This is a genomic window from Streptomyces sp. NPDC001728 (genome assembly GCF_040297565.1).
In the GTDB taxonomy this organism is placed as follows: domain Bacteria; phylum Actinomycetota; class Actinomycetes; order Streptomycetales; family Streptomycetaceae; genus Streptomyces.
In genome coordinates, this window is sequence record NZ_JBEOZK010000023.1 from 1 (window position 1) to 14,600 (window position 14,600).

Genomic DNA, 14,600 nt, shown 5'->3' on the forward strand with positions numbered 1-14,600 from the left:
ACCGCCGCCGCGAACGGGACGATCTTCGCCTCCGCCAGCGCACGCACCGACTCCCGGAGCATGTCGTGCTCCTCGGAGGGCCGATACAGGTCGAAGTCCTTGCCCATGATGTGGAGCTCCCCTAGACGCTTGTGGCACTGAGTACCCTCAGCAAAACACACTCAGTGCCATGACGCCAGAGCGCCCCGACGCTGTTCCGCGTCGGGGCGCTCCGGGCGTGCGGTTCAGGGGAGATGAACTCCAGACAACCGGACGGTCGGTTTTGTTTAACCCGGAGTGTCGGCGAGGCTTCCCTCTTCTCGTCGCAGCCGGCTCGCGTCGTACTCGGCGCCGAGCTGCCGGGCGCGGCTCTCGGTCATGTCGAGCCGGGTCAGCAGAGCCGGGGTGCAGATGCTCGGCAGGAAGTGCTGGAGCAGGACCGAGACCCGATGAGCCAGGTCGTTGCGGTCGCACATGATCTGGGACATGGCCTGGATCCCGGAGAAGGCCCCCGAGAACAGCTCGGCCGTGTCCGTCACGTTCACATGGACCAGCAGTTCGCCCCGCGCCTTGGCGACCATCAGGATCTCCGAGACCTGGTCGATCCACGCCTGGAAGGGCGCGGCCCGGTCGACGCCGGTGGCACCGCTGTCCAGCGCCAGGGCGACGCTCGCCCGCACCAGCGCGTCGCCCTGCAGCCGATGGGTCAGCAGGAAGGCCTGGTCCGCCAGCTCCTGGAGCTTGACCTCCTGCGGGGCGAGCGGCACGTCGAGCATCTGGGCGTCGAGCACGCCGAGGGCAAGGTCTTCCTTGGAAGCGAAGTGGAAATAGAGAGCTCCCTTGGTCACCCCGGCGCGCACCAGGATCTCGCCGATGGTGGTGCGCTCGTAGCCGCGCTCCGCGAAGACCGTCGCGGCCGACTCGAGAATCACCCGGCGGGTACGGATTGCACGCGCTTGCTGCGCCAAGGCGCCTCCTGCTGTCTCGCTGTCTGTGCTCAACGTGTGACGTGAAGCATTGAAAAGAAAACCGCGCTGTACGTATTCTAATTCGGGCGGACTCACCGCCACCGGGGGCGCGGGGTTGCAAGGGGGATCCATGGATCAGAACCGTCGAGGAGTGACGTCACACGTCCCCGGGGAGTTCGTGCACCGGGCGGATCCCGCGGACATCATCCCCACGGGGTGGACGCGGCTGAAGGAGAACCGGTTCTCCGTCTCCGCGCGCTGGCCTGCCTCACATCCCTTCTTCTCTCCGGTGGCGGACGACCGGCACGACCCCGTACTGGTGGCCGAGACGATACGCCAGACCACCATGCTGATCGCTCATGCGGAGTTCGGGGTACCCGTGGACGACCAGTTCGTCATGTGGGGCCTCTCCTACGACACCGATCCGGAGGCGCTCACCGTCGACGGGCTCTCCTCGGACGTCACCGTCGACGTGATCTGCTCCGACCTCTGCAGCCGCGGCGGCCGTCTCCGTGACCTGCGCACCACCATGGTCCTCACCCGCGACGGCCGCTTCCTCGGCATCGGCAGGGCCATGGCGCGCTGCACCTCCGCTCCGGCGTACCGGAGGATCAGGGGCGACCGGATGGCCGCGCTCGGCCGGCCCGTCCCGCTGATCACGGCGACGGCGCCGGAGCTGGTCGGCCGCGAACACGCCAAGGACGTCGTCCTCGGCCCGGGCACCCGCCCCGGCCAGTGGCAGCTGCGGATCAACACCGAGCACAGCACCCTCTTCCGGCGCCCCAACGACCACGTGCCCGGCATGGTCCTCCTCGAAGCCGCCCGGCAGGCGGCGGCGATCACGCTCGGCGGCGGCGGATACCTGCCCACCGTGATGGACGTCTCCTTCTCCCGGTACGCGGAGCTCGACACCCCCTGCTGGATCGAGACCGAGGCCGTGCCCGGCGCCGACCCCGGGAAGAGCACCGTGCGGGTCGTCGGCCACCAGGACGGCCACCCCGTCTTCCAGTGCATGCTCACCTCCCCGTCCCGGGAACTGGCGGTGGCCGGCGCCGGCCTCGGCAGCCGGCTGGCGGGCTGAACCGGATCGGCACGATGGGCCCTCGCATTCTGATCACCGGCGCGACCGGATTCATCGGCGGCCGGGTGGCGGCCACGGCGGCGGCGCACGCGGAGCCCGCGACCGTGCGCCTGCTCGCCCGCCGCCCGCTCACCGGCCCGAACCGGCCGACAGGACCGGCGGACCCGGCTCGATCGACGGGGCCGGGCAAACCGGTTGGACCGATGGAAAAGCCCGGCCCTGAGACGGAAACCGCCCCGGGCGACCTTCGCGACCCCGAATCTCTGCGCCGGGCCTGCGAGGGGATCGACGTACTGATCCACTGCGCCTCGGCGATCGGCGCCGACGAGGAGCTGGCCCGTACGGTCAACGACGAGGGCGCCCGGGCCCTCGTCGACGTCGCCGTACGCGCCGGGGTGACCAGGATCGTCGCCCTGAGCACCGCGTCGGTGCACGGCCGCGGCCCCTTCCGGGCCGCCGCCCCCGGCGCGCTGCCGCTCGCCCCGGGCTCCGTGACCAGCCGCACCCGGGCGGCGGGGGAGCGGCACGTCATGGACGCCGGCGGCACCGTCCTGCGACCGCACCTCGTGTACGGCACCGGCGACCGGCAGCTGATGCCGGGCCTGGTCCGGCTGCTCGCGGCGCTGCCCGGACCGCTCGACGGGGGAGCCTCGCTGCACTCGCTGATCGATGTGGACACCCTGGCGGGTGTCCTGCTGGGCGCGGCGCTCTCACCCGCGACCGAACCGGGTCCGTACTACGTCGACCACCCCGAGCCGGTGCCGGTCGGGGAACTCCTCGCGGCGGCCGAAGGCCTGCTCACCCACCGGACCGGTACGCCCCGGGGCCCGGCGGTCGACCTCGCGGAGGCCCGCGCGCTGCTCGCCGATCTCCCCTTCGCGCAGCACCACCTGGCCATGCTGGCCACCGACCACTGGTTCGCCGACGGCCGCCCCTGGCGGGAGCTCGGCTGCGACCCGGGGCCGGGCTTCACCGAGGGGTTCGCACGCCACCTGCCCTGGTACCACGGACTTCTCACGGACGCCTGAACGGAGCCGGGGACCCGTGCGGCGCTCGCCGCACGCGCCGGGCTCAGCCGACGGGTTGGCGGGCGGGGCCGCGGGCGGGGGTGCCGCTCATGGTCTCCGTACCGCCAGGGCTGCCCGTGCCGCCCACGCTGCCCGCCGGTTCCAGGCCGGCGAGCGCCTCGGGGCTCGCGAGCATCGGCAGGAGGGTCCGCCACAGACCGGTGACGGTCTCGGCCGAGAGCCATTCGCCGTTGTCCCCGCAGAGGGCCTCAAGGCCGACGGTGGCGGCCACGATCGTACGGGTGAGGTCCTGCTGACGCCCGGCGCCGGTGGCGAGGAGTCCCTCGTCGGCCGCCTCCGCGAGCCGCTGCAGGACGCAGCCCTGCCATTCCTGGCGCAGGTTCAGGTCGGTGTGGCAGCTGCGGGAGCAGCTGAGCCGGAACCCTGCCCGGACGACGACGTCCTCGCGGAGCAGCCGGGCCAGGGCGTGGGAGGTGTCGGCGAGGTTCTGCAGGGCGTTGGACCGCTGCCGGTACACGATTCGGGCGGTCCTGCGGAGCCTGCTGGAGGCCTCGTGCTCGACGGCGGCGGCGACCGCCGCCTTGTTCTCGAAGTGGAAGTGGAGCGCGCCGGGGCTCACACCCGCCGCCGCGCTGATCGTGGACAGTCTGGCCGAGGCGTAACCGTGCCGGTCGAACTCGCCGGCCGCCGACCTGATCAGCGCGTCGCGGGTGCGGGTGGCCCGCTCTTGTTTGGTCACCAACGGCTCCAGAAGCACCAGGCATCGTCCGACGAGATCAAAACCGACTGCTTGGTATTGTAAGGGCTTTTCGTCGGGCCCCGGGGGACTTCGGGAGTGACCGGGCGTCAGTGGCAGAGTGTGCTCATGGGCGCGGACGGGTCGTCACGACCACCGCGCCCGCGAGCAGCACCACGTTCTTGACGACGAACTCGCCCACCAGTGTCAGCAGCAGGGGGTTGGAGTCCGCGAACGCCGCCGACGGGGTGAGGACCAGGACGGCGAAGGTGCCGCAGAGGTGGCCGACGAGCACGGGCAGGGCCAGGGCGCGGGCCCGGCCCGAGACCAGCCAGAGGCCGAGGACGACCTCGGCCCAGCCGAGCGCCGGTACGAACCAGTCGCCCGCCGGGAACGGCAGCACGGCGACGACGAGCTCGGCCGCCGGGCTGAGTCCGATGATCTTGAGCACCCCGAACCAGACGAAGACGCCGCCGATCCCGGCCCTGAGCATGCCCAGGCCGTACTGGTGGAGCCGTGGCGCGTGACGGTCGAAGAGGCCGGGCGGCGTCGGTGCGGCGGAGGGCTGTGGTGCGGTGGTGGGCTGCGTGGCGGTGGCGGGCTGCGGTGCGGTGGTGGTCGTGGCGGTGGGTATCACCTGGGAGGAAACGGTCATGCGCGGGCATCTCCATCACGAGTCGACGCGGGGGCCGGACGGGGCCGGGCGGGGCGGATCGAGGCCGGGTGGGGCGGAGCCGGGCGGCGGACCGCTCGGATCACGCCGAAATCGCGGCAGGAGGGTCGGACGCCGTGGGGCCACGCTAGCCACCTCCCGAGGACCCCCGCGACGCCCATCGCTTCCTTGCATGCCTGCGATGGAAGAAGTCGATCGGGCGTTGCCGGACGCGATCATTTCTCGCCAGCCTGAGGTCTGTTCGAGTTTGTGTTTGATCCACGGACCCGGACCGCGTCCATCCGCTCCCGGCACCATGTGAAGGAATCCACGGATGTCCCACCGACCCGCCGCCCCCGCTCCGTCCACGACCGCCGCGGCCCGCACACCGCTCACCCGGCGCCGGGTGCTCACCACGACCGCCGCCGCGGCCGGGGTGCTCGCCCTGCCCGGCACCGTCGCCTGGGGCGTCCCCACCAGCTTCGAGGCGGAGACCCGCACCGGGCGCCGTGCCCCCGGTGCCGTCGCCGAGCCCAGCGTCGTCATCCGCTGGAACCAGGCCGCGATGGACGCGATCCTCGGCCGCTACCAGGCCGCGGGGAACCGCTTCGGCCCCGCCACCGTGAACGCCCGCGCCCTCGCGATCATCCACAACGCCATCTACGACGCCTGGGCGTGTTACGACCACTGTGCCGTCGGCACCCGCTTCGGCGGCGCCCTGCGCCGGCCCCGCTCCGAGCGCACCCTCGACAACAAGAACGAGGCCATCAGCTACGCGGCCCACCTCGCGATGCTCGACCTGTACCCCGAGTACAAGGTCGCCATCGACGGCATGCTGCGCGGCCTCGGCTACGACCCCGAGCGGACCGCCCCGCGCCGCAACAGCCCCGCCTGGATCGGCCGCCGCACCGCGCAGGCGGTCCTCGACTACCGGCACGCAGACGGCGCCAACCAGCTCGGCACCCCCGCGTACTCCGACACCACCGGCTACCAGCCGCGCAACACCCCGCAGGTCGCCGGGGCCTTCGACCCGTCGACGGTCGCGGAGCCGGCCCACTGGACGCCGCTGATAGTGAACGGCAAGACGCAGCGCTACCTCACCCCGCAGTTCGCGGTGATGCAGCCCTTCGCGCTGACCAGCCCCGACCAGTTCACGATCGCCGCCCCGCCCCCGTACCCCTCGGTCCGGATGACCGCCGCCATCGAGGAACTCCTCGACATCAGCGCCAACCTGACGGACGAGCAGAAGGCCATCGCCGAGTTCTGGCTCAACGACGACGTGACCCCGCCCGGCGCACAGCAGATGTGGGGCCGTTACGTCTCCGCCCGCGACGGCCACGGTGTCGACGAGGACGCCCAGATCTTCTTCGGCCTCAACATGGCCGAGTGCGACGCCGCCATCGGCTCCTGGGCCGTCAAGGCCCAGTACGACTTCGCGCGCCCCTCCACCCTGATCCCGTACGACCAGCGCGGCCGTCAGATCCGCACCTGGGGCGGCCCCGGCCAGGGCACCGTCACCATGGACGGCGTCGACTGGCAGGCGTACGTGGCCGTTCCGCCGTTCCCGGCCACCGTCTCCGGGCACAGCACCTTCTCCGGCGCCGCCGCCGAGTTCCTGCGCCGCTTCACCGGCTCGGACTCCTTCGGCGACTCGTACCGCTTCAAGGCGGGCGCCTCCACCGTCGAGCCCGGCCTCACCCCGCGCACCGACGTGGACCTGCACTGGTCCACGTTCAGCGAGGCCGCCAACCAGGCCGGCATCTCCCGGGTCTACGGCGGCATGCACTGGAGCTTCGACAACGAGCCCGGCATCGAGATGGGGCACCGGATCGGCACGGTCGTGTACCGGCGGGCCATGAGCTACTTCGGCGGCGGCCACCGCTGACGCGCCCGTCGGCCCGGCGACCCGGCCGGAGCCCGCGGGAGCAGCTCCCGCGGGCTCCGGCCGGGCCCCGCCGCCCTCCGCACGGCCCCTCCCGCACGGCCCCTCCCGTGCGGCCCCGCACCGCCCTCGCCGCCCCGCCCCTTCCGCCCACCCGCCCCGCCAAGGAGAGAACACCGTGAGCAATCAGACCCAGACCCCCGCGGGAGCGGCGGCCCCGCCGGCCCGCAGCCGCTGGGCGGGCGGCGCCCCGCCCTTCCCCGGCGCCCGGCCCGCCGCACTCGGCACCCTCGCGACCGTGGTGTCGCTGGTGATCCTGGTGGCGCTCGGCGAGGCCACCGGCCATCTGCTGATGATCGCCCCGCTGGCCGCCACCGCCATGATCATCTGCAGTACCCCCGCGCTGCCCCCGGCCCAGCCCCGGGGCGTGCTGCTCGGCCAGATCGGCTCCGGCGTCCTCGGCCTCGTGGCCGTCGCCCTCTTCGGCCACTCGCTCTGGGTGGCCGCCGTCGCCGCCGGCCTCAGCGTCGGTCTGATGCTGCTGCTCCGGGCCGTCCACGCGCCCGCCGCCGCCACGGCCGTGCTCGCCGTCCTCCAGGATCCCGCGCCCCTGCGCTTCCTCCTCCTGCTCGCCGTCGGCAGCGCCCTGCTGGTCCTCGTGGGCCTGATCGCCTCCCGCCTCGGCGTCATCGGCAAGTACCCGACGTACTGGTGGTGACCCCGGCCCGCCGGTGGTGAACGCGCCCGCCCCGGCGTCCGCCGCATCCCCCGTCCGTCCGTCCGCCCGTACCTCCGCGTACCGACCCTCAACGGAGCGCCCGTGAACCGAGACAGACTGCTCGTCAGCTGCGAGCAGATCATGGAACAGCTGCGGAACCCCGCGGCCGGGGACGAGAACACGGTCCTCGTCGAGATCACCGAAGGCGGCAGCCTGCTGGGCCGGATTCCCGGCTCCGTCCGCCTGGACTGGACCGGCGACCTCCAGGACCCGGTGCGCCGGGACGTCATCGGACCCGAGTCCTTCGCCGAACTCCTCGGCAGGCACGGCATATCCGCCGACCACACCGTCGTCTTCCTCAGCGGCAACAACAACTGGTGGGCCGCCGCCGCGTTCTGGCAGTTCCGTCTGTACGGCCACCGGGAACTGCGGCTGCTCGACGGCGGCCGACTCCGCTGGGAGGCGCTCGGCGCCGCCCTCACCCAGGACGTCCCGGAACGGGAGCCCGTCGCGTACCCCGTACCGGCCGTCGACGAGACGGTCCGCGCCCGCCGCGAGGACATGCTCGACCACATCGGGCGCCACCAACTCCTCGACGTGCGCTCCCTGGAGGAGTACCTCGGGCAGAGCAACACCCCGCCCGGCGTGCCCGAGGACCTCGGTGTGCGCTGCGGCCACGCCCTCTCCGCCGAGCACATCCCCTGGCACAGCGCCGTCCGCGCCGACGGCACCTTCCGTGACGACGAGGAGCTGGCCGCCGTCTACGCCGACGTGCGCACCGACGCCCCCACGGTCGTCTACTGCCGGGTCGGCTGGCGCTCCGCCCACAGCTGGTTCGTGCTGAGCGAACTCCTCGGCCTCGCCGACATCCGCAACTACGACGGTGCCTGGCGCGAGTTCGGCTCCCTCATCGGCGCCCCCATCGTCAACGGGCCCCGGCCCTGGGGCCCCGACGGCATCCCGTCCATCGTCGCCCAGCGCGACGCCGCATCGGAGGTCTCCACCCGTGCCTGACGTCACCGTCTTCCGCAACGTGCTCCGCGACGGCTTCGACCAGACCGACCTGCCGTGGGTGCCGTGGACCGAACCCGGCCGCGTCGGCGTCGAGTACGTCGTGCTCTGGGGCCCCGACCCGGCCGAGGACGAGGACTCCGCGTCCCTGCTCCTCCGCTTCCCGGCCGGCGCCCACGGAGACTTCCACGAGCACCTGGGGCACGAGCTGATGCTCGTCCTCGACGGCACCCTCGACCACAGCGACGGGCGCCGCTTCCACCGGGGTGACCTCGTCGTCGAGGAGCCCGGCACCCGGCACCAGATGTCCAGCGCCGAGGGCTGCACCGTCCTCGCCGTCCGCGCCCGGCCGGCCGCCTCCCGCACCCCCGAGGCCGGTGAGATCACCACCGGCGTCGGTGCCGGGACCGGCGGCGCCTGACCCCTCAGGACGACCCGAGGCCACCGGACCCCGTGCGGGCCCGGCGGCCTCGGCGCACGCCCGCCGCCGCGCTGTCCGGCGGCCGGGCGGAGCCCCGTACGACACCCGCAGGCGCCCCGTACGACATCCGGCCCGCGCCGCGTACGACACCCGCCCCGCGCCGCGTACGACACCCGCCCCGCACCCGTACGACCCTGCCCCTCCCCCGTACACCGACCGCCCTGCCCCACGCACGGCGACCGCCCGCACCACGTACGGCGAACGTCCGCACCAAGCACCAGGCACCAGGCACCAAGCACCAGGCACCAAGCACCAGGCACCAGGCACCAGGCACCAGTCAACGCGCGCCGCACCACGCACGACCCGGCCCCGCACCCCATACGCCGACAGCTCGATCGCCCGCCGGCCCTCGCCCCGTTCGGCGACGGTCCGGCGACGGTCCGGCGTACCCGCCCGGCGGCACCCCCGCAGGACCCTCCCCCCACCCCGACCCGTCCCGTACGGGCGATCCCGCACACCCGTCCGCACCCGCCCCGCACCCCTTTCGGAGAGAGACGCCATGACCCCGTCCGCACGGCATCAGCCCCTGCGCAGTCCCGAGCCCTCCCGTCGGGTCCTGCTCACCACCGGTTCCTCCGACGCCCACACCTGGAACCTCGTCCACCTCCAGCTCTTCCTGGAGGAGCACGGGCACTCCGTGCTCAACCTGGGACCGTGCGTCCCCGAGCAACTGCTCGTCGACACCGCCCGGATGACCAGCCCCGACCTCGTCGTCCTCTCCTCCGTCAACGGCCACGGGCACCAGGACGGGCTGCGCGCCGCCCGCGCCCTGCGCGCCGACCGCAAGACCCGCTCCGTGCCCATGGTCATCGGCGGACTCCTCGGCATCTCACCGGAGGGCGCCGCCACCCGTACCGCCGAACTCCTCGACGCCGGATACGACGAGGTGTACGCCGACGGGACCCCTCCCACGGCACTGCTGGGCCGGCTCGCCGGACTCGGCGGCGCGTGTACCGGGCGGGCCGCGGCTTGACGACCTCCGCCTCGCCCCCGCTCGCCCCCGGCGATCTCGGCGCCTTCGTCCGGGCGTCGGCAGAGGCCGGTGAACTCGTCGTCCAGCCCAGGATGGGCATGGTCGGGCCCGAGGACATGGCCGCCGGGGTCGCCGCCGTCGCCGCACTGCCGGAACGGACCGTCGCCACCCTCACCATCGACAGCTACACCCGCGTCGGCGATCACGCCGCCGCCACCTCGGCCCTGCGCACCGGGCAGCCCCTCAACGGGTTCCCGCTGGTCAGCCACGGCCCGAAGACCACCGCGCGGGTCGCCGCCGCGGCCGGACGCGCCACGCCCGTCCAGGTCCGGCACGGTTCCGCCGACCCCATGGCCATCTTCCGCACCATGGCCGCCGCCGGGCTCTCCGCCTCCGAGGGCGGCCCCGTCTCGTACTGCCTGCCCTACGGGCGCACCCCGCTCGCCGAATCCGTCGCCGCCTGGCGCGACTCCGTGCAGTTCCTCACGGAGGAGAGCCGCGCGCACGGCCGCCGGGCCCATCTCGAATCCTTCGGCGGCTGCCTCCTCGGCCAGCTCTGTCCGCCGTCGCTGCTCGTCGCCGTCTCGGTCCTGGAGTGCCTGTTCTTCGCGGCCAACGGGGCGACCAGCGTCTCCCTCAGCTACGCCCAGCAGACCCATCCCGCCCAGGACACCGGCGCGCTCACCGCGCTGCGGCTGCTCGCCGACGAGTTCCTGCCGCCGTCCGTGGACCGGCACATCGTGCTGTACACGTACATGGGCGTCTATCCGAGGACCGTGCCGGGGGCGCGGCTGCTGCTGCGGCGCAGCGCCGAACTGGCCGTACGTGGCGGGGCGCAGCGTCTCATCGTGAAGACCGAGACCGAGGCGCACCGCATCCCGACCATCGCCGAGAACCTGACCGCCCTGCGGATCGCCGCCGACGCCGCCCGCTCCGTGCCCCGGCGCGGACCGAACCCGGGCAGGACCGCGGAGGCCGACACGGAGGAGACGCTCGCCGAGGCGCGGGCCATGATCACCGCCGTCCTCGCGCTCTCCGACGATCTCGGCGTCGCCCTCCTCAAGGCCTTCGACCGGGGTCTGCTCGACGTGCCGTTCTGCCTGCACCCCGACAACCGGGGCGCCGTCCGGTCCACCGTCGCGCCGGACGGGCGCCTGCACTGGACGGACCTCGGCGCGCTGCCGCTGCTCACCACCAGCAGGAGGACCATTCCGATGACCTCACGTCAGCTCTCCGGCATGCTCGGCAGGGTCGCCAGGGAACACGACCTGGCGGCCGGGACGAACCCGCCGCCCGAGCCGGCGCCCCGCGCGGCCCCGGCGCCGTCGGCGGACCCGCTGCGGATCGCGTTCGTCGGCATGGGCCCGCGCGGCCTCTCCGTACTGGAACGGCTCGCGGCCCGCTGCGCCGACGGGCCCCCCGGCCGGCCGGTGGAGGTCTTCGCGGTGGATCCGTACGAGGCGGGGGCCGGACGGATCTGGCGTACGGACCAGTCGCCCTGGTTCCTGATGAACACCCCGGCCCAGGAGGTCACCATGTTCTCCGGGCCCGCCGACGACGGGCCCCACCGGCCCGGTGCCGGACCCACCCTCGGCGCCTGGTGGGCCGAGGACGACCCGGTGGGCGCCGACCCCGAGGGGTACGCGCCCCGGGCCGTCTACGGCCGCTACCTGACGTACGTCATGCAGCGGATCGAGGAGACCCTGCCGCCCTCGCTCACCGTCCACCGCGTTCCCGCCCGGGTGATCTGCGCGGAGCGGGTGGGAGGCGCGGGCGGTTCGGCGGGTACGGGGACTCCGGGAGGCGTGGACGGCTCCCCGCACCGCCTGAGACTCGACCGCGGCGACGTGCTCACGGTCGACCGGGTGGTCCTCGCCACCGGCCACCCGATCGTCGAGCCCGACGCCGACCAGCGCGCGTGGACGCGGTTCGCCCAGACGCACAGCACCCCCGCCCGGCCGGTCCGGCACATCGTCGGCGGCTCCGCGACCGAGATGCCGCTCGCCGCGATCCCGGCGGGCGCGAGCGTGGGCATCCTCGGCATGGGGCTCACCTTCTACGACGTCCTCACCGAGCTGACCCTCGGCCGCGGCGGCACCTTCACCGAGGGCTGCGACGGCCTGCTCTACCTGCCCAGCGGCAAGGAGCCCCGCATCCTGGCGGGTTCGCGCGGTGGAGTGCCCCTGCTGACCCGGGGCGCCAACCAGAAAGGACCCGAACACCGTTACCAGGCACGGCTGTTCACCGCTGAAAGGATGGCGGAGCTGCGAGCGGAGGCGGCGCCGCTCGACTTCGAGTCGGCCGTGCTGCCCTGGCTGCTCGCCGAGGTCAACCTCGTCCTCCTCGCGACCCGCGTCCGCCAGGTCCACGGACGCGACGCCGCGGAGGAGTTCACCGAGCGGGCCGCCCAGGCGCTGCGTGACCGGCCCGACCCCCGGATCCTCGAACGGATCGCCTCCGGGTACCGGATCGACGCCCGCCCGCTGAGCGGACTCGACGCGCTCGCCCGTCCGTTCGCCGGCCGGCGCTTCGGCTCCCCGGCCGAGTACCACAAGGTGCTCACGGAATGGCTGCGGGCCGACCTCTTCGAGGCGCGCCAGGGCAACGCCGACGGCCCCCTGAAGGCCGCCGCCGACGTCCTGCGGGACGTGCGGCAGACGATCCGCACCGTCGTCGACTTCGGCGGGCTGAACCCCGACTCGCACCGCTGGTTCCTCGCCGAGTTCGGTCCCGTCGCGGCCATGGTCTCGACCGGGCCGCCGCAGGAACGCTCTGAGCAGTTCCTCGCGCTGCTGGCGGCCGGGGTCCTCGAACCGGTCGGCCCCGGTGCCCGGTTCACGGCCGATCCCGTCGAGGGGCGGTTCGCCGTCGAGTCGACACAGGTGGAGAACTCCTGGGTGCCCCTTGACGTCGTCGTGGACGCCCGGGTGCCGAGCACCGACCTGGTGGCGGACCGGGACCCGCTGATCCGCTGTCTGATGGTGGACGGGGAGATCCGCACGTTCACCAACGCGACCGACGGCGCAGGGGAGTTCGCCACCGGCGGGCTCGACTGCACCGACGCGCCGTTCCACCCGGTGCGGGCCGACGGCTCGGTGGACACCAGCACGCATGTGCTCGGCATCCCCAGCGAGCACACCCGCTGGTTCACCCAGGTGGGCAGCGGCCGGCCGGGCCCCTGGGGCTCCTTCACCCGCGACGCGGACGCCATCGCGGAGGCGCTGCTCGGTGCTTCGGGGTCGTGCGGTGCGGAATCCGGCGGTACGGGGGCCGGTGCCGCGAGGGCCGGGGGTGCGCGGGCCGATGCCGTGCCGGCCGGGGGTGCGCGGTGAGTGACGCTCGTACGCCGGGGCCGCGCGACGACGGTACGCCCGGCCCCCGGCGTACCGCCGCCCACGAGGAGTACCGGGCCGCCCGGGACCTCCTGCTGCGGCTGCGCGGCGACCGGAAGGCGGCGGACGCCGCCTTCCGGTGGCCGCGCGCCGAGCACTTCAACTGGGCCCTGGACTGGTTCGACGTCATCGCGGAGGGCAACGACCGGCCCGCGCTCGAACTCCTCGGCCACGCGGGGGAGGACGGTGCCGTCCCGGTCGTCGACCAGGTCTCCTTCGCCGAACTCGCCGCCCGATCGGACGCGTTGGCGGTGGCTCTGCGCGATCACGGAGTCGTACGCGGCGACCGCGTCCTGATCCTCCTCGGCACCCGCACCGAGCTGTGGGAGACCCTGCTCGGCTGCATCAAGCTCGGGGCCGTCGTCGTCCCCGGATACCAGGACCTCACCCGGTCCGAGGCCGCCGACCGGATCACCAGGGGAGCCGTCCGCCATCTGATCGCCGCACCCGAACTCGTCGGCCTGCTCGACGAGTTGCCGGTGCCGGGCATCCGGATGGCGGCGGCGCCCGGCACCGGCCGGGCCGGCTGGCTCCCGTACCCCGAAACCCGCTCCACCGGCCGTCCCCGCTTCGTCCCGGACGGGCCCACCCGCGCCGCCGACCCGTCGTTCTGCTACTTCACCTCCGGTACGACCTCGCTGCCCAAACTCGTCGAGCACAGCCACGCCGGCTACGGCGTCGGCCATCTCTCCAGCCTGTACTGGAGCGGCCTGCGCCCCGGCGACCGGCACCTCAACCTCTCCGCGCCCGGTTGGGCCAAGCACTCCTGGTCCAGCTTCTTCGTGCCATGGGCGGCGGAGGCCACCATCCTCGCGCCGCCGGACGGCGGGCTCCCGCCGACCGCCCTGCCCCGGGTCCTCGCCGAGCGCGGCGTCACCAGCTTCTGCGCGCCCCCGAGCGCCTGGCGCTCCCTGCTCCCGTACGTGACCGGGGGCGCCGGAGCCCCCCGGCTGCGGGAGGCGACGGCCGCCGGGGAACCCCTGACGGCCGAGACGGTCGCACGGATCGAGACCGCGTGGGGCGTACGGGTCAGAGACGGCTACGGCCAGACCGAGGCGACCGCGCTCATCGGCCGCGCCCCCGGCCCCACCGAGCCGATCGCCCCGCTCGGCCACCCGCTCCCCGGGTACCGGATCGTGCTGCGCGACCCGGAGACCGGGGAGACGGGCGACAGCGGCGAGGTCTGCGTGGACCTGAAGGAACGCCCGCCCGGCCTCATGCGCGGCTACGCGGGCCTCCCCGCACGCACGGCGGAGGCCTTCGCCGACGGCCTCTACCGCACGGGGGACCGGGGCGAGCGGTGCGCGGACGGCTCGATCCGGCTGCTCGGCCGGATGGACGAGGTGTTCAAGTCCCACGGCCACCGGGTCTCCCCGACGGAGATCGAGGCCGTGCTGCGTACCCACCCGGAGGTGGCCGACGCGGCGGTGGTGCCGCGCCCCGACCCCGACGGCGGCCTCGCCCCGTACGCGGTCGTGGAACTGCGGGAGGGGGAGCCGTCCACGGCCGGGCACGGACGCGTCGCGGCCGAACTCCTGACGCTCGCCGCCGAACGGCTCGCGCCGGTCTTCGTCCCGCGCGGGGTCGAGGTGATCGCCCGCCTCCCGCGCACCCGCTCGGGCAAGGTGCGCCGGGGGGAACTCACCCCGAAGCCCTGAAAGTCGGCAGCCGGCTTGGTAGCAACTCGCTTTTTTCACAA

The 14,600-nt window shown here is 73.7% G+C and carries 12 protein-coding genes; 9 read left to right on the top strand and 3 right to left on the bottom strand.

What is annotated here, in order from left to right:
* Positions 1–266 precede the first annotated feature (266 nt).
* On the bottom strand, positions 267–980 hold the full coding sequence (locus ABT154_RS27995; protein WP_351860274.1) for a ScbR family autoregulator-binding transcription factor: 714 nt from the start codon (positions 978–980) through the stop codon (positions 267–269).
* A gap of 97 nt (positions 981–1,077) precedes the next feature.
* Here ABT154_RS27995 and ABT154_RS28000 point away from each other — a divergent pair, with 97 nt between their 5' ends.
* Both ABT154_RS28000 and ABT154_RS28005 read left to right on the top strand, forming a co-directional pair.
* Positions 1,078–2,028, top strand: coding sequence for a ScbA/BarX family gamma-butyrolactone biosynthesis protein (locus ABT154_RS28000; RefSeq protein WP_502969600.1), 951 nt, complete (start codon positions 1,078–1,080; stop codon positions 2,026–2,028).
* A gap of 14 nt (positions 2,029–2,042) precedes the next feature.
* Positions 2,043–3,056, top strand: coding sequence for an NAD-dependent epimerase/dehydratase family protein (locus ABT154_RS28005; protein WP_351860278.1), 1,014 nt, complete (start codon positions 2,043–2,045; stop codon positions 3,054–3,056).
* Positions 3,057–3,099: 43 nt separating this feature from the next.
* On the opposite strand, the gene ABT154_RS28010 is transcribed toward ABT154_RS28005, so the two are convergent.
* Together ABT154_RS28010 and ABT154_RS28015 are read right to left on the bottom strand one after the other, a co-directional pair.
* Positions 3,100–3,795, bottom strand: a complete 696-nt coding sequence (locus ABT154_RS28010; protein WP_351860280.1) for a ScbR family autoregulator-binding transcription factor — start codon at positions 3,793–3,795, stop codon at positions 3,100–3,102.
* A 124-nt stretch (positions 3,796–3,919) separates the two neighbouring features.
* Positions 3,920–4,447 (bottom strand): hypothetical protein, encoded by a 528-nt coding sequence (locus tag ABT154_RS28015; RefSeq protein ID WP_351860282.1) that lies wholly within the window; start codon positions 4,445–4,447, stop codon positions 3,920–3,922.
* A 331-nt stretch (positions 4,448–4,778) separates the two neighbouring features.
* Between ABT154_RS28015 and ABT154_RS28020 the strand changes: the two genes are divergently transcribed.
* The 7 genes from ABT154_RS28020 to ABT154_RS28050 all read left to right on the top strand — a co-directional run bounded on the left by ABT154_RS28020 (position 4,779) and on the right by ABT154_RS28050 (position 14,559).
* Positions 4,779–6,329 (top strand): vanadium-dependent haloperoxidase, encoded by a 1,551-nt coding sequence (locus ABT154_RS28020; RefSeq protein ID WP_351860283.1) that lies wholly within the window; start codon positions 4,779–4,781, stop codon positions 6,327–6,329.
* Positions 6,330–6,504: 175 nt separating this feature from the next.
* The gene (locus ABT154_RS28025) at positions 6,505–7,044 is read left to right on the top strand and encodes an HPP family protein (protein WP_351860285.1); all 540 of its coding nucleotides are present in this window, start codon (positions 6,505–6,507) and stop codon (positions 7,042–7,044) included.
* A gap of 102 nt (positions 7,045–7,146) precedes the next feature.
* Positions 7,147–8,058, top strand: a complete 912-nt coding sequence (locus ABT154_RS28030) for a sulfurtransferase (RefSeq protein ID WP_351860287.1) — start codon at positions 7,147–7,149, stop codon at positions 8,056–8,058.
* Positions 8,051–8,476, top strand: a complete 426-nt coding sequence (locus tag ABT154_RS28035) for a cupin domain-containing protein (RefSeq protein WP_351860289.1) — start codon at positions 8,051–8,053, stop codon at positions 8,474–8,476. The genes ABT154_RS28030 and ABT154_RS28035 overlap by 8 nt, the downstream gene beginning before the upstream one ends.
* A gap of 559 nt (positions 8,477–9,035) precedes the next feature.
* Positions 9,036–9,509 carry a cobalamin B12-binding domain-containing protein gene (locus tag ABT154_RS28040; protein ID WP_351860291.1) on the top strand — a complete coding sequence of 158 codons (474 nt, stop codon included), beginning with the start codon at positions 9,036–9,038 and terminating at the stop codon, positions 9,507–9,509.
* Positions 9,506–12,841: an FAD/NAD(P)-binding protein gene (locus ABT154_RS28045; RefSeq protein ID WP_351860293.1), complete on the top strand. Its 3,336-nt coding sequence runs from the start codon at positions 9,506–9,508 to the stop codon at positions 12,839–12,841. Before ABT154_RS28040 ends, ABT154_RS28045 begins: the two co-directional genes overlap by 4 nt.
* Positions 12,838–14,559, top strand: coding sequence for an acetate--CoA ligase (locus ABT154_RS28050; protein WP_351860295.1), 1,722 nt, complete (start codon positions 12,838–12,840; stop codon positions 14,557–14,559). The genes ABT154_RS28045 and ABT154_RS28050 overlap by 4 nt, the downstream gene beginning before the upstream one ends.
* Positions 14,560–14,600 lie beyond the last annotated feature (41 nt).